The 17,646-nt window shown below is 46.7% G+C and carries 16 protein-coding genes; 3 read left to right on the top strand and 13 right to left on the bottom strand.

Features of this window, described 5'->3' with window-relative positions:
* Nucleotides 1-99 precede the first annotated feature (99 nt).
* From KNQ09_RS02615 to KNQ09_RS02605, 3 genes are all read right to left on the bottom strand, one after another.
* Nucleotides 100-288 (bottom strand): hypothetical protein, encoded by a 189-nt coding sequence (locus KNQ09_RS02615; RefSeq protein ID WP_029341324.1) that lies wholly within the window; start codon nucleotides 286-288, stop codon nucleotides 100-102.
* 13 nt (nucleotides 289-301) lie between these two features.
* A complete protein-coding gene (locus KNQ09_RS02610) occupies nucleotides 302-1,177 on the bottom strand; it encodes an SDR family oxidoreductase (protein WP_029341323.1) in 876 nt (291 codons plus the stop codon).
* Between the two features lie 88 nt (nucleotides 1,178-1,265).
* On the bottom strand, nucleotides 1,266-1,745 hold the full coding sequence (locus KNQ09_RS02605; RefSeq protein WP_251138074.1) for an NUDIX hydrolase: 480 nt from the start codon (nucleotides 1,743-1,745) through the stop codon (nucleotides 1,266-1,268).
* Nucleotides 1,746-2,053: 308 nt separating this feature from the next.
* Here KNQ09_RS02605 and KNQ09_RS02600 point away from each other — a divergent pair, with 308 nt between their 5' ends.
* Both KNQ09_RS02600 and KNQ09_RS02595 read left to right on the top strand, forming a co-directional pair.
* Nucleotides 2,054-2,791: a peptidoglycan DD-metalloendopeptidase family protein gene (locus KNQ09_RS02600; protein ID WP_050676998.1), complete on the top strand. Its 738-nt coding sequence runs from the start codon at nucleotides 2,054-2,056 to the stop codon at nucleotides 2,789-2,791.
* A gap of 257 nt (nucleotides 2,792-3,048) precedes the next feature.
* Complete coding sequence (locus tag KNQ09_RS02595; RefSeq protein ID WP_214857243.1) at nucleotides 3,049-3,993, top strand: peptidoglycan DD-metalloendopeptidase family protein; 945 nt, start codon at nucleotides 3,049-3,051, stop codon at nucleotides 3,991-3,993.
* A gap of 61 nt (nucleotides 3,994-4,054) precedes the next feature.
* Here the strand turns inward: KNQ09_RS02595 and KNQ09_RS02590 are convergent, their stop codons facing one another.
* The 10 genes from KNQ09_RS02590 to brnQ form a co-directional block, all read right to left on the bottom strand.
* Nucleotides 4,055-5,206, bottom strand: coding sequence for an FAD/NAD(P)-binding protein (locus KNQ09_RS02590; protein ID WP_214857242.1), 1,152 nt, complete (start codon nucleotides 5,204-5,206; stop codon nucleotides 4,055-4,057).
* Between the two features lie 147 nt (nucleotides 5,207-5,353).
* The gene (locus KNQ09_RS02585) at nucleotides 5,354-6,466 is read right to left on the bottom strand and encodes a glycerol dehydrogenase (protein ID WP_023467840.1); all 1,113 of its coding nucleotides are present in this window, start codon (nucleotides 6,464-6,466) and stop codon (nucleotides 5,354-5,356) included.
* 94 nt (nucleotides 6,467-6,560) lie between these two features.
* Nucleotides 6,561-7,388: a sugar phosphate isomerase/epimerase family protein gene (locus KNQ09_RS02580; RefSeq protein WP_214857241.1), complete on the bottom strand. Its 828-nt coding sequence runs from the start codon at nucleotides 7,386-7,388 to the stop codon at nucleotides 6,561-6,563.
* On the bottom strand, nucleotides 7,336-8,334 hold the full coding sequence (locus KNQ09_RS02575; protein WP_214857240.1) for a DUF6005 family protein: 999 nt from the start codon (nucleotides 8,332-8,334) through the stop codon (nucleotides 7,336-7,338). Before KNQ09_RS02575 ends, KNQ09_RS02580 begins: the two co-directional genes overlap by 53 nt.
* Nucleotides 8,327-8,578, bottom strand: coding sequence for a phosphopantetheine-binding protein (locus KNQ09_RS02570; RefSeq protein WP_064300160.1), 252 nt, complete (start codon nucleotides 8,576-8,578; stop codon nucleotides 8,327-8,329). Before KNQ09_RS02570 ends, KNQ09_RS02575 begins: the two co-directional genes overlap by 8 nt.
* Nucleotides 8,566-9,762 carry an AMP-binding protein gene (locus KNQ09_RS02565; RefSeq protein WP_064300161.1) on the bottom strand — a complete coding sequence of 399 codons (1,197 nt, stop codon included), beginning with the start codon at nucleotides 9,760-9,762 and terminating at the stop codon, nucleotides 8,566-8,568. Before KNQ09_RS02565 ends, KNQ09_RS02570 begins: the two co-directional genes overlap by 13 nt.
* Nucleotides 9,749-11,281 (bottom strand): IucA/IucC family protein, encoded by a 1,533-nt coding sequence (locus KNQ09_RS02560; RefSeq protein ID WP_214857239.1) that lies wholly within the window; start codon nucleotides 11,279-11,281, stop codon nucleotides 9,749-9,751. Before KNQ09_RS02560 ends, KNQ09_RS02565 begins: the two co-directional genes overlap by 14 nt.
* Before the next feature lie 49 nt (nucleotides 11,282-11,330).
* A complete protein-coding gene (locus KNQ09_RS02555; protein WP_214857237.1) occupies nucleotides 11,331-13,025 on the bottom strand; it encodes an IucA/IucC family protein in 1,695 nt (564 codons plus the stop codon).
* Nucleotides 13,026-13,352: 327 nt separating this feature from the next.
* Nucleotides 13,353-14,831 (bottom strand): AraC family transcriptional regulator, encoded by a 1,479-nt coding sequence (locus KNQ09_RS02550; RefSeq protein ID WP_064300164.1) that lies wholly within the window; start codon nucleotides 14,829-14,831, stop codon nucleotides 13,353-13,355.
* A gap of 238 nt (nucleotides 14,832-15,069) precedes the next feature.
* The gene (brnQ, locus tag KNQ09_RS02545; protein ID WP_064300165.1) at nucleotides 15,070-16,410 is read right to left on the bottom strand and encodes a branched-chain amino acid transport system II carrier protein; all 1,341 of its coding nucleotides are present in this window, start codon (nucleotides 16,408-16,410) and stop codon (nucleotides 15,070-15,072) included.
* A gap of 280 nt (nucleotides 16,411-16,690) precedes the next feature.
* Here brnQ and KNQ09_RS02540 point away from each other — a divergent pair, with 280 nt between their 5' ends.
* Nucleotides 16,691-17,623, top strand: a complete 933-nt coding sequence (locus KNQ09_RS02540; protein ID WP_214857235.1) for a DUF2268 domain-containing putative Zn-dependent protease — start codon at nucleotides 16,691-16,693, stop codon at nucleotides 17,621-17,623.
* The last annotated feature ends 23 nt before the right edge of the window (nucleotides 17,624-17,646 follow it).

Here is a 17,646-nt window from a genome sequence, read left to right as displayed (position 1 = left end):
CTGTATCATACTCACCATACAGTTTGACTGTCAAGATAGTTTGTCTTCTTTATCACGAAAAAACCACCATCCAATTTTGGATAGTGGTCACTTCACTCATTAATAGGGATTCGGATCCTCCTGCGGTGTATCCGGAATCTCGGTCGGTTCTGGAAACGTATCCGGTTCCGGCTGACGGACCGGGTCTTCCTGTGGCGTATCTGGCACCTCACTCGGTGGTGTCTGCGGTATCTCGTCCGGTTGATGATCCGGTTCGCGTTCTGGCACTTCATTCGGATTTTTCTTCATCTTGATCTCCCCCTTAAGACGTGATGTAATCGCCGCCATTGATATGAATCGTCTGACCCGTGATGTAACTTGAATCGCGAGAAGCCAGATAGACATAAGCCGGTGCATTTTCCGACGGTTGTCCCCGGCGTTTCATTAATGTATCTTCCCCATGCGACTCGACTTTCTCCTTCGAGAACGTCGCCGGAATGAGTGGCGTCCAAATCGGACCGGGTGCGACGGCATTAACGCGGATTCCCTTCTCAATCAAGCTCGAGGCGAGTGAACGTGTTAATGTCGTAATTGCCCCTTTTGTCGCTGAGTAATCGATCAACGTCGGTGCCCCACGATAAGCCGTCACCGATGAGGTATTGATGATTGCATCTTCTTTATGCAGATGCGGAAGCGCCGCTTGAATCAAATAGAACATCGAAAAGACATTCGTCTCGAACGTTTCCTTCAATTGATCTGGTGTAATCGAAAGAAAATCATCCTGCGGGAATTGTTTCCCGGCATTATTGACGACAATGTTCAATTGACCGAATTCTGCAATGACCGTATCGATGATCTCTTGTGCATTTTCCGGTTGACTGACATCTTTTGCGATTTTTAAGGCTTTGACCCCGTAGCCTTCAATCAACGATTTCGTCTTTTCCGCGTCTTTCCCCTCATTTAAGTAAACGATCGCGACGTTTGCCCCTTCTTTCGCATAAGCGACAGCAACGGCACGACCGATTCCACTATCCCCGCCCGTGATCAGCGCGACCTTCCCCGTCAGTTTTCCTGAACCGACATAGTCCGGATCATCGTAAATCGGTTCTGGTTTCATGGCGTACTCGACACCGGGTTGTTGTTCCTGCGTCTGCCCTCGTGCTTCTTGATGCATCGCTTCGAACTGTTCTTCTCTCATGAACGATCAGCTCCCTTATCACTGTTGGAATGAACTACATGATTAACCATTCCCTTGAGATACATCTATAAACGTTTTTCTGGAAAAGTCAGATGTCATTCGTCAACAGTGTTGGGAATACATTCGTTTGGAGCATGTTTGATAGTTCGCTTGGATACAATATATACTGATCCAGTTTGTTGAACGGAACGAAGCGATACGTCAACCCTTCACCTTCTGGACCGTAAAAATCCTCTGTTAATAAAGGCAGCGGTTTTTTGCAAACGACTTCATAGAACATCCCTAGTTCATGAAACTGGTGATCAGCGTACTCAAAGAAATTTTCATGGAGGAAACGGAAGACCGGTGGCTCGATCGACTGACCGAGTTCTTCTAATATTTCACGTTCAATCGCTTTGGCACCACTTTCACCGAACTGAACACGCCCTCCCGGTAATGACCAAAAATCATCTTCTCCCTGACGATGAATCAACAGATGTCCATCTTGAATCAACAGCGCCACTGCGCGAATATTAAGCTTTTTTTGATTTACTGTAAACGTCAAATCCATTCCATTACCTACTCTCATCTTATTAGACTCCCATACTTTCTCATCATTTCCCACGATTGCGTTTTGTCATCAAATTCATCTCGTTGTAACACGGATTCATCTTGATTTTAAGGGATTTTGAGATTGAATATGTATTCAATATTACAACAATTGTTATTAGAATATATTTAAGCAATCAAATTGAAACACAACCGTCTGATGTTTGAATGCTATACTCTCGTTAGTCAAATGACCGCATCACTCACTTCAACACACACTAAACGCATCCACTTCTATAGATGTCATTCCGACGACAACACTAGATATTCAACTTAGGAGGAACATTCATGAAACGAACAATCACGACGTTAGCAATGAGCGCCCTCGTTGTTTCAGGTTTTGCAGCTACGGGTACAGGTAAGGTTGAAGCCGCTTCTGGCTCATCGTATAAAGTTAAAATCAAGGCAGACGGACTTCGCGTCCGGACTGGCCCATCGTTAAAACACCGCATCGTCGACGGCGTCAATGCGGGTCAAACATTCAAATACCTTGGTCGGACAGGAAACTGGACGAAGATCATGCATAAAGGCGAAAAACGCTTCGTTTATTCTGGTTACGTCAAGAAGTACAGTGTTTCTGGAAAATCAGCGAAAAAAGCATCATTCTCTTCGTCGACTGGATTCATGCGTCCGACAAGCGGATCGATCACACAAGGGTATGGGAATGCTAGCGGGAAATACGGCTACACGTTCCATAACGGAATCGACTTCGGTGCACCTACTGGAACACCAGTTAAAGCAGCTGCTGCCGGAAAAGTCATTAAGTCGTCATATCAGGGAGCTTATGGTAACCATGTCATGGTCGAACATAAAGTGAACGGTATTTCGTACACAACGGTGTATGCTCACTTGAGCAAACGTTCTGTCTTCGTCGGTCAATCGATCCCGAAAGGCGCGAACATCGGAGCAGTCGGTAGTACAGGGAACTCGTCTGGATCACACTTACACTTCGAGATTCATCGTGGAAACTACGTCTACAGCGGTTCTTCTGCAGCAAGCAGTGTCAACCCACTCGCTTTCTTATAAGCATTTCAAGGTACCTCATCTGAGGTACCTTTTTTGATTTTCAGTGGGCATTTCACCTTATCCAATTCCATCCAATCTTGTCAAAGGATTTTATGATTATTGGAAAATGAATAAAATTAAGTCCGTTTAATATAATTTATTGAAATAATATCGAAATGTGAATGTAACATTTAAACAAATTCGTAAATGTTATACTCATCTATGAAATTTACATAACGGTTTAGTCACACAGATTACATATTCAGGAGGAATGAATCATGCATGGTTTTTGGAAAGGTGTCTCGGCGACAGCCATCGCTGTCGCAAGTTTTGCATCATTTGCCATCCCGCGTGCGGATGCTGCAACGACGTTCTATAAGGTGAAGGTCATGGAGGACGGCTTACGCGCTCGGACGGGTCCTTCGACATCTTACGGTACGGTCACGAGCTTTGAAAAAGGTGACACATACAAGTATCTCGGACGGACAGGGAACTGGACGAAAATCCTCTATGGTTCAAAAAAAGTCTACGTCTCTTCTACATATGTTAAGAAATATTCTGTAACACGTATCTATAAGATTAAAGTCAACGTCGACAATCTTCGCGTTCGTAGCAGCAACTCGACGAGCAGTGCAGTCGTCGGAAGTGTCGATAAAGGCGAGACATTCCGCTACCTCGGTCGGACAGGTGACTGGATCAAGTTCCTATACGGTGGCGACAAACGATTTGTGCACGCTGACTACGTCTCGAAATATGCTGTCTTGACACTGACAAACAGCAGTGGCGCATCAAAAGCCTCGACGTCGACGTCAAAAAGCTTCGCGACACCAACGAGTGGCCCGATCACGCAAGGATATGGTAAGGCAAGCGGTGCTTACGGATATACGTTCCATAACGGTATCGATTATGGCGCAGCAAAAGGTACTCCAGTCTATGCGACAGCAAGCGGTAAGGTCATTACGTCTCAGTTCAAAGGCGCATACGGCAACTACGTTATGGTCTCACACACTGTCAACGGATCGCCGTTCATCAGTCTGTATGCACATATGAATAGCCGCTCCGTCTCGGTCGGTCAAACCGTCGCCCAAGGTCAAAAAGTCGGTACAGTCGGTGAGACAGGTAACGCTTTCGGAACACACTTACATTTTGAACTTCATAAGGGATCGTACGTCTACAGCGCAACATCAGCTGGTAGCAGCGTCAATCCACTCGATTACCTCTAAAAAAAGCCCCGACCGCATGACGTCATTGATAAGTCATGTGGTCGGGGCTTTTCCTATTCTTTTAAACGGAAACAAGCGTAGTCTGTTTCTCTTGAATCGTCGAGACAATCGCACGTGCTGCAGCTTGTCCCCCGTAAATCGACCGAGCGAACGGTCCAACCGTCAAGTCAGCAAGACTGCCAGTCGCGAATAAGTTCTCTCCCCATTCAAAGGTTTCTTCATCTAATAACGGCGTCCGGCAAGGAGACAATGGCAGATTCAACTCTTGCTGTACCGCTTCAAGCCAAGATCCTTCGACGACCATCGGACGGATACCCGTTGCGCAAATAATCGATTTAGCGGTGATGATGCGACCACCTGTCAGCTTCACTCCGCTTCCGATTTCCTGCTCGACTTCACCAATCACATGACTGATGATTCCTTCTCGAATCAGATGACGGACACGTTGAATCAAGTCCTGTGTTGCCGTTCCGGGGCGACGCTCCTGTACGATCAACGCTCGTTTTTCGCTAGCCGACAAGGACTTGAATGGCGTCAATCCTTTTGGTCCCATGAACTTCCGATCCGCATCGAATGCACTTTTTTCGAGCGGACGTCGTGAAAGGAGGGTCACCTGTCCAGGATAGCGCTCGGCACATTGAATCGTATGATGCAAGGCACTGATTCCACCTCCAATGATGACGACCGGTGGTGTATCGTGCTTCGATAAGAAAACGTGACGCGCCGATTTCGCCCACTCTGGCATGACGTGATGCTCCGATTGTCCGAGGGCGAGAACGACACGGTTTGCTCGTAACTCACCTTCGTCTGTCGAGACGATCCACGTTTCGCTCTCTCGTCTTAGTCCTGTGACTTCCCCTTGGACCCAGCTCGCCTCCACTTCATTTCGTTGCGCCAATTGAAGGGCATGGTCGTTGAATAATTCCAAGGATGGTCGCCCGTATGTATCCTTGAAGGCTTGATGTGTATAATCCTGTTCTTCAGCATGATGCCTGAGACTCGTCGGATTCGTCGAAGTGTGGTGCACCCGAGTTGAACGTAGGTAAGGCATGCCGATTCGTTCGGTTTGTTTACGCCAGTTCATCAATGGTTGCCGATGACGGTCGATGATCCGTATCATCTCCCGATCGATTCCTTTTTCACGTAAGGCATTGAATACCGTCATTCCATGAATTCCTCCGCCAACAATCACCCATTCATATCGATCCGTCATCACAAAAACTCCTTTACCTGAATTAAATCGTAATCATTACGTTTTATAACGATAGCGTGTTTTTAAGAAGAATTCAAGCGTCATTCGACGAAAGCCCATAAAAAATCCGCTTCCTCTCGGTAGAGGAAGCGGATTTAAACGCATCAATCAGGAAGAAGCATGTTTCGCTAGATACGCTTTCGAATAGCGGTCAGCTGCGATGATCGCATCCGCGACTTCGTCCGCCGTGACGTTGAAACCGCTGTGAATCGTCTCGCCTTCAGCAGTCGCTGCCTCGCCGACCTTGACGATATCTTCACGCGACGCATCTTTTAGCTTGACGTCTTCGAGCGTCACCGGTAAGCCAAGATCCGTGTAGAGCGCGATGTACCGCTCGATTTCTTCTTGTGGATGTTCTTCGAGCGCCAGTTGAACGAGTGTACCAAAGGCAACTTTCTCACCATGCGTTAAGTGGTGAATCTCACCGTCCAGCGCTGTGAACCCGTTATGGATCGCATGCGCTGCAGCTAGCCCACCACTCTCGAAACCGAGTCCACTTAAGAGCGTATTCGCCTCGACGACGGCTTCAAGTGCCGGTGTGACGACTTGCGCTTGAACGGATTCATACGCCAAGCGACCATGCTCGAACAAGACTTCCTCACACCGTTTGGCGATCGCTTGTGCCGCAATCGTCGGTCGTCCCCCTGCCATCGTTTGTCCACCAAAAGCGACGACACTCCGGACCTCAACCCACGTCGCGAGCGCATCGGCGATTCCGGACGCGAAGAAGCGCGCTGGTGCTTGGGCGATCAATTTTGTATCGACGAGAACGAGATCGGGATTCTTCTTATAGAAACGATAGCTTTCGAAAATCCCTTCGTCGGAATAGATGACGGACAAGGCACTCGTCGGTGCGTCGGTCGAAGCAAGCGTCGGAACGATGACGACGGAGACGTTCAGCTCATCCGAGACGGCTTTTGCCGTATCGAGCGTCTTTCCGCCTCCCACACCCATGACGAACCGGACATCTGCTGCCTGTGCTTGCTCAGCGATTCGTTTCACTTCATGCCGTGAGGCTTCACCACTAAAGTCCGCTTTCTCGATGCCGACATTTTCGCCGGATAACGAATGCTCGACACGTTCCTTGACGATTTTCCAAACGACATCATCCGCGATGACGAGCGCTTTTTCACCGAACGGGCTCACATATGTACCGAGCCGGTCAATGACATCCTTTCCTTGGACATACTTTGAGGGACTAATGAAGACACGTTCTGACATGTTTCAACATCCTTTCTGTAAGGGACACGATGGTCAATGACATACAGTAGAGGAATTGCCTTTTCTGCTGACGTTTAAACCCCATCAAGTCGAATCATCTTGACAAAACGGGTACTCTTTCAAGTGCTTGAACAATAAGACGTCGATCTTCGCTTAATCGCTTATCCGGATCAGGACCGAACCATTCAAGGCTTGCCGTCAAGTGATCGAGATGAGCCGATACGTCTTCAAAGAACCGTTTATAATCGACGATACCTTCGAATAATGGAACCATCCCTTCCCGTGATCCGCTTGCTGCATATACATTCGTTGGTTCAAATACTGCGAACTGTTCAGCATTTTCCACTGTCTTTAAATGAAGGTGATCCACATACGATGCAAGTCTGAAGTATGCTTCGACGGGATCTACCATTGATTCGATGACATGCAAGACGTCAAAGTTGATCCGACATGCCGGGTGGTTGATCGCTTGTAGCAAACGAACCGTTGCCTCTACCGTATCTGTTGCCGTGTTCGGATGAAATTCAAGTAATAATCGCTGTCCTGCAGGATCAAGGACACGGCAAATCCCGTTCAATCGATAAACGAGTTGATCCAATTTGGCATCGGATAAGGTATGGCTCGCCTCATTACCAGCAAAGATGCGGATGCGCTGCGTTCCGATTCGTGTCGCTAATCGCGAGAGTCGTTTCGTCTCCGCAAGTAGTTTTGACATCGGTGCGCTTAAATTTAAATAATGACTCAACATACTGACGTTCAGATGGGACGACTTCAGCCGATCGACTTCTTCCGTTCTTAAATGTTCAGCATGAACACCCCAAATATCAATAGCGTCAAAGTGTTCTTCTGTAGCAAAATCGATCAAATCATTAAATGAACGCAGATGATGCCGATAGCTGATCGTACAGAGTGCGAGTTTCATGTTCAATCCCCTCCTGTCGTTGATACGCATGGAACGTGTCGACGAGTTGCCGTTTGATTGCACTTTCCCGTGCCCATTGTTCTTCGATCAATCGTTCGATTTCTAAGTACACTTCCGGTTGACGTGTTACAGCGTATTTGACAGCCCGATGCTGGATGACAGAGTATTGATTGACTAATGTTTCAACCTCATCCGTCCATTCTTCAAAATCAGATGTCTGCAAGTTGCGTCCAATCGCTTCATATAAATAAGCAAATGCATGCTCATAGGCATATTTTCGAATGGCAATCACAGGTAACTGCTTTAAGGCATTCGGCAATCCCTCAGGTTGTTCACGATAGTGATGCACAACACGTTTGACTGCCTCAGTCAATGGATGTTGTACTTTTATACAACTCATGAAATACGCACTTACCGTCGTCGCGTCCGGTACTCGAACATCCGTACTTCGAAACGCAAATCCACCAGCGACAGCAGGATGACGTACTGCTGCAAGAATACGTTCTCTTTCTATTTCACCTTCATACCGGAAATCAGGATCAAGCATGTGCCATATTTCCGGATCTTCTGTCGCCTCTAACATGACGTAGTGGGGAAACACATCATGGTGAAATTTATTTTCGCGCTCAGGTAGACTAGCTAAATCCAACATGACGATCACTGACTCGTCCTCGTTTTTCTGTTCGATTCGTTGAATCAGCTGAGCGATGTTTTCGTCTTTTGACTGTTCTTGGTCGTACCATTCTTCGACTGGGATTCCGTAAAGACGTTCATACCAATTAAGCATCTCCTGATGGTTGATCTTCTTATCATGATGTGAGAGGACATAATCGGCTGACAAGGAAAACGAAGAATCCCATACGCCAAAGTAATAGGGACGATGATCAGCGGCCGATCGTTTGATCGTCTCGCAGACGCAACTGACGAGACAGTGTACTTTAATCATGTATGACCTCCTGTAAAACAGACATTAACTCTTCTACTCGCATTTTGGGGAGGGCTGACATGTGCTCATCTGGAATCACTAACCCGTGTTCCAATTCAAGGTGAAGCAACAGATGAATCAAACGCATCGAATCCAGTCCTAGATCATCTCGTAGAGAGTCTGTTGTCGAGACAGGGACAGATGATGACCATTCGAGCTGTTCGGTCAGTATATCTTCGAATTGCGCAATCGTTAAACGGGACATGTTTGTTCCCCCAATCGTTTTCTACTCACTTTCCCATTCGCAGACAGCTCGATTTGCTCAACGATTTGCCACTCCGTCGGTCGTTGATGAGGTGCGAGATGCTTCATACAATGTTGTTTCAGTTCTTCCTCCGATGCCGTCGTCACGAGTTGAGCGCAGACGCGCTCTCCTTGGAACGCATCCATTCGTTTAAAGACGACGACAGCCTCGACGGTTGGAAGCTGATACAAGACATCTTCGACTTCCCCGGGATAGACGGATAAGCCAGACACATTGATCATCTCATCGAGTCGGCTAAGAAAGTGCAGCCCGTCTTCAACGTACATTAAATCCTTCGTACCAATCCGTACGCCTTGTTGCGAAACGACTAGTTCTGCTGGTTTCCCCTTCGTTCCAGTTTCAATTTCAAGGTGTTCTAACGGAAATCCGATCGCTTGCGGACTCGGCGGATTCGGATGTAGTGCGATACAACCGATTTCTGAACAGCCATATTGTTGAAGCAAATGATGTGTCTTCCGTTCAATCGAACGGAACCATTTTTCTGGTAATGTCATCCCGGAAATCATCACTGCGTGAACTGTTTCCGGGAACAAACTCATCGCATACGCCAGTCCCGGTGCCATATAGATGATAGCGTCCGGATGCAAACGATGAATTGCTAGCACATGACGTGGTGAGAAGTCTTGTAGGATGACTGGTGTTGCTCCGCGTCTTAAAGTCGCAAACACTCCACACAGTAATCCGAATGAGTGCGTCGTCGGACAAGCAATGATCGTCGCTTTGGTCGTCAGCGGAAAACTGTTCGTATAAGCAGTCAGTTCCGTCTCGATCGACTCCCATGTCCGGTGAATGATTTTGGGTTGCCCCGTCGTACCGGAACTGAATTGAATCAATCCACCCGCACGTTTTTCCGCTTCCGGAAGCGGAATGATGGTCTCTTGATAAATCAAATAGCCACATCCGGCTTGTATCGCTAGACGCTCAGCACCAGAAACAGGCGTCTCCGGATGAATGGGAAGGATTGTTCCATTCATACGTCGCATCGCAAGACAGAGGGCTAACCATGCTTTTGTATCTAACGTACAGATGGCTACGGTCTTCCCTTCCGTTATGAACGATTGCTTCACCAGTTCGTGTGTCGTCAATTCTTCTTCTGTCACCCATTCTTTCTCAATCCATAGCATGATCGTCTTCCTCTCCTCGTTGAACTAGTGAATTTTTTACATCGATTTGATTCGTCAAACCAAACCGTGGTGCCAGTAAGGCTTCTGCCGTTACTCTTTGTTCGTACCATCCGATTCGTTCTAGTCGGTCTCGATCAATCGGCAACCCCTCGATCGTCTGATGCATCCAATCAAAGAACGTCGCTTCATTCAAGTTCTCCGTCAGTTCAAGTTGATACGCTAGTTCCGTCAAATGATAGACGAATAATGTATCGTACAGCAGCTCGCGTAAGGCAAGCGGGTGTGACATTTCATAATAGGTATTGAGCGGTGCATCAAAATCAGGATGTAGCCTCTTAAAATCGGGTACATCCGATGGATCATCGAGCAACTCGGTGACGAACTCGACGCTATCATGAAAATCGCGGAGAATGATCCGTTCCGGCCATCCATCCCGTAAGACAAGTAACGTATTTTGGGCGTGAGCTTCCACACCGATTCCTTTCTCGGTCACAAGTCGGATGACTGGTTCGAGATAGACGCCGAAGAATCGACGGAGCCACCGTTCATGACCATATCGTTCCAACCACGGACCTAGAAAATGTCTTCCGTCGACCTCGATTTGAGCAAGTGCCGTCAAAGGCATGACTTGCTCGCCCGGTTGAGCATACGTCAAGACATTTTCTCGAAAGACACAGCCGACCCGACCCGCAAGTGGACCGCTCGAAACGACAGATGAAGCAAATTCAGATAACAGCGTCACCGGCAATTCACTCGCCTGTTTTTTCAACCAATCCGATACCGCAGGAGCTGCCACGACATTCGGAACGGAAAAAGTCCGAACGGCTGACGTTTGCTTCAAGTCTAGCGGCAATTTGATATGCGGTAGTTCGGGGTGACCTGGACAAAAAACGGTTCGAATCGACTGCGTCGCTTGTACGAAGACACCACCTTCTCCTAAGTCGACACCTCCGACTTGTGCCACTTCCTGTTGGATACGTGACCACTGCCACGGATGGACCGGAAGAATCTGATAATCGGTTTGATTGAGCTCTTCCAGTTTGACTAAAAACATATGTAGAAGCGATTCTCCAAGAATCAGTGGAATAGGTAAGATTCTATTCCCTTGAACGAGCGTAGAAGGTAAGGCAATCCAATGTAACTGGAAGCGATTGCCCGCTTCAGGTCCATATGCCTCGTGATCAGCTCGCGAAAAACCAATCCTTGATTTATAACAAGGATGATAGGGATGCCCTTCGATGATGGTCTGCTCCAACTCTTCATAATCCAAGCCTGCTCGGTGGATTGGTAGACGATGTTGCTGCGACAAGTCATCAAAATCATGTGTACGTCGCAACTCTTCCTGAAAGTCGTCCGAGATCGGCAACTGCGTCAAAAGATGCTCAAACCAGTCGTTGACGCCAGATGACTTCGATGAGCGTAACGTCTTGATGTCGAGCCGAATCCGGTCGAACGGACCGCGTTTGCCCTCGACTGTCACTTCACTATCTTTTATGTGGAATGTAAAACGATGCTTCATTCCGACAATCATTTCAGTAAAAGGAAGAATCCGTTCGAATAACAAACTCTCAAGAAGTTGTTTGCAGATACGTGTTTTGCTGTCGTAAAGCATAGTTGTCCTCCCGTAACGGATTATCCAACTCGACGAAACAAACTCGTTCTCCCTCGACTTCGAGTTCATCGAGTCCTTGTAGGCGTGTTAGTAAATTCGCCTTATATGGAAGTGTCGGCGATTCTAACAACATCAAAAGCCAAGCTCTGCCTCGCCCTTCTAGACTTTCAACTCGTACCTGACACCATTCGTGCAGTAACGCGATAGCAACTTCTTCGTTCAATAATGTGTCTGCTGCAAATCGGTCGATGACACTCGCCAGATGGTTCCAAATCATGTAGTACGTCAAACGCTCAGCAATGACTTCTTCTGGGTAGAACAACGTCGTATGCTTCAATTCCGGTTCCAGCAGGATGAAGGAATCTCGATTCGTGTCTGCTAAGTAATAGCCTTGATTATCCCGGACGTGATATTGAACCGGCCATCCGTCTTCGAATGTGATGAGACTATTTTGCTGATGTGCCTCGAGACCGATTCCTTGTTCCTCATACAGTGTAACGATCGCTCCTAACGTCAACTCTAAGTACTGTTTCCACCACCGAGTGACGTGTTCCGGTTCGATTAATCCTGACTGCCGAATGAGCCGCAGCAGGAGCGATTCTGAATCCGGCAATGCTGGTTGGACGAGTGCCGCAACATTTACCGCGTGGGGTGCTGGCTCTCGCAAAATAACTTCGAATCCGGTTTCTTCTCTAGTCCGGATCGCCAAATACGCAGGATCATGAATGAGGTCAAATGTATCAGGAAGAGACAGATGATGAAACAATCGATGCATCAAATAACCGGCCTCTAATTCGTGCCGTTTATTGACGCGTCTTGAGTTCGTCACTTGGACAGGTATGGATAACTTCAATATATGACTTCGGTCGAGTGCTTCGACGGTCCGTATCGACGAAGTCGCGTTATAGAGTGGTCCAGTTGCGCCATGATAACGGAGAATACTTTGCTCGATCCATTGCTTGATTGTCGGCTGACGTAACAAATACTCGGCTTGAAGCGGATGAATTGGAATGACTCGCTCTTGCGCCGTCGCTTGGATTGAGTTATCCAGTTGATTTTTCATCAGCTGAGTAATCGTCTCGTTGCTACCTGAACGTTCTTCGAGCAATGTCTCATGTACTGTGAAATAGTGAAGTTGAAACGGCTGACGGAATTCAGGCGCATACGCTTTTTGTTGCCAGTCGGTCATACCGACTCTACTTTTCGGGGTCGGATGGAACCAATGACCACACCACAAGCGTTGTTCATAATCGATGAACGTCTGTTGCTCTTGTGCGTTCAGTTGTTCCTCCAAAATCAATTGCACAGTCCGGTGACTGTCAAGAACGCGAAAGAGTAAGTCCGTTTGATCCGGATGTTGATCTTGAAGCTTGATGCAACAGGTGATGATACAAGACATGGCTGAAACTTCCCGCCATCCGTTCTTTGTCTCTTCACGGATCATTCCAATCTCGTGGCGTCCGATGATGGAACGACGTTTGATTTCAATGAGATATGGCTTCATCCAATAAAAAGAGGATGTCTCGGATGCATCAAACGGTCTCTCGTTGACCCATTCGCCCGGGTTCACTTCTCTGATGTAGCTGTTCATGAACGATTGAAGCGTCACCTCGGTCGCTAATCGCTCGATTTGTTCTTCGCATGTTCGCACGCTCTGTTCCTCCCCTTATTGAAAATCATTCTCATTCCATATCAATAGAAAAACGGGTTTCCCCGTTTTTGATGGTGCGTATACGCACTTATTTTAAGTAAAACGTTTTCAAGTTTCTTCAATCCGTTTTCACAATCGATTAAATGCCAGAAGTCACATATCGTCGTGAGATTTAACACAAATCAAACAAACGATCCTCCCTAACATTCGTACGACAAGGTGACGACTTTTTAGGTTCATTTATCAGCCTTCTCTGCCTCATTGTGAACTCCATCTGTAATGATAATCATTATCAATTACGAATGACATGGATTTTCTTTTCATTCTTCATGGACAAACAAAACAGTTACTATCGCTGATATATGTATGCAATTGACGTAACATATGCATCCTCCCAAGTGGTCCCCACGGATCCCAATCTACACTGTCTGGGTGAAATATACGCCCCGTCCTAACGGCACGAAGCGTTTTCCACTCCTTCGTTCCTCGAATTCGTTCCACATCTGCAGGTTGACTCCACAGTATGAACAGACCATCCGGATCTAACTGCTGTAATGTTTCTAGGCTGATCGTCATGTAGACGGTATGCGGAAGTCCTTCCACTGCTCGTAGACCGATTTCATTGAACAGAAAATCCAACATCGTATGCCCTGTTCGTCCGTACAGTCTGATTTCTGAGTCTCTGATCCAGATGACTGCCCATGTCACATTCCGATTGAATTCGAATTGTTGCTTCACAACTGATTCAAACGTCTCGACTTCGTTGATGATATCAGTCGCTTGCTCAAGCATATCGGTTGCCGTAGCAACAGCATACAAGTAATCCTTCCAGCAAGTTTGTTTCGAAATATCGATGACCGGACAAGAAGTCAACATAGGTGGTAGTTCACCTCGTATCGGTGTCCGTAAAACGAGATCAAGATTTGATGTCTCAAACCATTCCGGTAAAATCGTTGCTGACGCGTCGTATAGTCGCGTACCTTCGATTTCACTTAAATAGTCTGGCACACCGTTCGAACGATATTGTGTCGGAAAAGACGGTGCGATGACCGGTTGAATGCCAAGTGCCAATAAGTGATCTTGTAACAACGCTTGACTCCAGATTCCGACCCGTGGAATCAACCGTTTCCGGTACTGACTTGGTGATAGTCCCTCACGCTTTTTAAAGAGACGGCTGAAATAAAATTCATCATTGATTGATACACGTTCTGCGATCTCGGCAATCGTCCAATCTGGATGTGCAATCATCCACTCCTTCGCCCGTTGCATCCGCAATTGATGAAGCAGTTCCTTTGGTGATTGATCGTAGTGCTTTTTGAATTGACGAGAAAACGTCGGCAGTGACATGTTTAACTCACTTGCCAAGTCACTGACTGTTCTTGATTTTCCGAGTTCTTTTAACCACTCTAACGTCACTTCCTCAAACGTCTGCTCATGACGACGTTCACTTAATTGCTCCAGTAGTTGATACAAATAGCGATGTTGTCTAAGAGAACCGGTCATTGTTTCTGGACACCCTTGCATTCGTTCTAAGCACTCCTCTAGTTCATTCGTTGGTTGTCGGAAGATTGGAAATGGCGTCAGTTCAACCTCTACCTGATACAAGAGACAATGTCCCTCCTGAACGATGAATCGTTCACCTGATTTCTTGACGAAACAGGCTTCTCCCGCCTCTAGACGTTTTCTTTCCGTGTAGGTAATGCCAGCACCTTGTATGACGATGATCAAACTCGGACGTAACGTCAATTGTCCTCCTGTTTGTAACGCGTGTTTTCTCACTCGAAATGTATTCAATGCTTCTGTCATTTTCAACTCACTCCTAAAAAACATTTGCTATCAGATGCTTTTTCCGTATATCAGCTTTGAATATTTTCAATTAGATAAACATCACCTATCACCCCTTCTAATTGATAATGAATATCATTTTCGTTAACACTATAGCATCATGCTACCGCTTTTTGTCAACAACTGTTGCTAGAATACGTTTCATCGTTACAATAAAAAAATCCCTTCACCCAGTGTAATCTGAGTGAAAGGATTTAATTTAAGCTACACGCGACGACGATTGTGTCTGTGCTGTTTTCTTACCAACGATTGCTCCAATCGCTCCACCAATGATGGCTGGAACGACCCATCCGAGACTGACGGAAGCAAACGGTAATACCGCGTCGAACACTTTCGTGACAGCTGAGACGTTAATCCCTGCTGTCTTCAATCCATCAAACAAACTGACAACGAATGTCATCCACAGCGCCCCTTGATAGACGGCTGGTTTGCCTTTAAAGAGTGGATGCAAGAATGTCAGGAAAATGAGACAGATTGCCAGTGGATAAAGTGTCATCAAGACTGGCTTTGAGACGGCAAGTAATTGATTCAGACCGATGTTCGCGACGAGTGCGCTGAAGACTGATAGACCAATCGTCCATTTGACGTACGAGATTTTTGGCACGAGTGCCGAGAAGAACGACGCACAGGCCGTGATCAAGCCGACACTTGTCGTCATACAGGCGACTGTGATCATCAGACCGAGTAAAATCGCACCGTATTCACCAAAGTAATAATCGGACACAGCAGACAAGATCTCTGCTCCGTTCGCCAGCTGTCCGATTTCAGAGACACTCGAAGCACCCATGAAGGCAAGCGCCGAGTATGTGATTGCAAGCAAGGCTGCTGCAATCAATGACGCTTTCGTACAAATCAACAGCAACTGTCGCTTCGATGTGACACCTTTTTCCTTGATCGCTGCGATGATGATAATCCCGAAGACGAAGGCACCAAGTGCATCGAGCGTCATATATCCTTCCTGGAAACCGTTAAAGAAGGCATTCGACTGATATGTCTTCAAAGGATTCTGAAAACTTCCGATCGGATGGAGGACAGCGACGACGATCAACAGACCGATGAACGTGATCTTAATCGGTGTCAGTACTTTCCCGACGACATCGACGATTTTCGTCGGATTCAATGATAAAAGACACGCAACCGTGTAGAACAAGACCGTGAAGATGAGCAACGGCCAGTGGCTCGTCGATTCACTGAAGAAAGGCTTGATTCCGATTTCATACGAGACCGTTCCGGCACGAGGAATCGCGAAGAAGGGACCGATCGCAAGATACAGAATGACGGAGAACCCGATCCCGAACGCAGGATGAACGCGTGACGCCATCGCTTGTAGATCGCGTTCCCCTGAAAACGCGAATGCGAGAATCGCAAGCAATGGTAGACCGACACCGGTGACGAGGAATCCGGCATTGGCGACCCAGACATGCTCCCCTGCGAGCTGTCCGAGCATCGGCGGAAAGATGAGATTTCCTGCCCCGAAGAATAAGGCGAAGAGCATCATGCCGATGACGATGATAAATGATGTTGGAACAGTTTTAGACATAATAAACCCCCACTGATGATGATCGACTTCATCTCGCTCCCTAAGCAGATGAAGTACTTCGTTCGAAAGGATACCATACGTTTAAGAGCTCGTGCTAGGAGTTTATCTGGAGAATATTCTGAAAATTATGTTGAAAGTTTGGTGGAGCTACGGTCTATAGAATTTGTTACGTCTGTGCGTCGAAGCATGAAATCGGATTCATAAGTTCATATGACGTAGTAGGATTAAAAGGTTTCATGAAGAAAGTAAATATATGGATAATTAAACAGGAGGTTTTTCTATGAAATCGATCTATCTTCTTAGCGCCACCCTTTTACTTGCCAGTTGTTCCCCGGCTGCCGAAAAACCAAAGACGTATGACATCTCATTTACGCATGAGAAACAAGAGATTCAAATCGTTCCTTTGTACAAGGCGTATGACGATTACATTCAAGCGGCTTCGAAACATCCAGAGGACAAAGAGGCACTATTTAAAAAATATGTATTGGGCGCTAAAAATAGCGTCATCAAAAAAGAACAGCTCCAAGCCATGCCCGTTCCTAGCCTCTATGAACAGCCATCGGAGAACATCAAGGACTTAAAACAGATGAATACATATTTGAAAAAACACCATCAGCGCATCATGAAACAGATCAAGTCCAGTCTCCTGACTTCGATGAAACAACTTCCACGAGATCAGAAGCTCGTCGTCTTCGTCTCCCCGACGACACCAATCGAGCATGATGATGCCAAACGTTATGGTGGTGTCAGCGGTGTCGCTCAAGGAAACAATTCGATGAGTCTATTCTTCTTGAAGGATTTTTCGGAAACATCATTACGCAATACGACGGCGCATGAGTACCATCATACCGTTGCCCTCGATGAACCGAATCGTGCGACGATGCTCGATTACATCATCCTCGAAGGAAAAGCGGAATTCTTTGCCCACAATCTTTATCCTGTGGAATCATCGGAAGCGATCGCCCCTCTACTTGACCATACTTTAGAGCATGTGATTTCGGAGCTGAATGCGGAACGATTGACGACGGATGATCTGTTCTTTGGAAATTACGAAAAACAAATTCCAGCGTTCGTGAAATACAGACTCGGCTACATGATAGTCTCCGACTTCGTAAAACAACATCCCGAGATTTCCTTGAAGGAATGGTCACGGATGTCATCTGTACAAATTCTCGAAAAAAGCAGTTATAAGAAGAGGTTAACGATTCGCTAAAAACATCAAAAAAGCACGAGACA

This window comes from Exiguobacterium sp. s191, from assembly GCF_018618955.1.
Taxonomy (GTDB): Bacteria; Bacillota; Bacilli; order Exiguobacteriales; family Exiguobacteriaceae; genus Exiguobacterium_A; species Exiguobacterium_A abrahamii.
The sequence above is the reverse complement of the archived record's forward strand: the minus strand, read 5'-3'. Positions and strand labels throughout refer to the sequence as shown.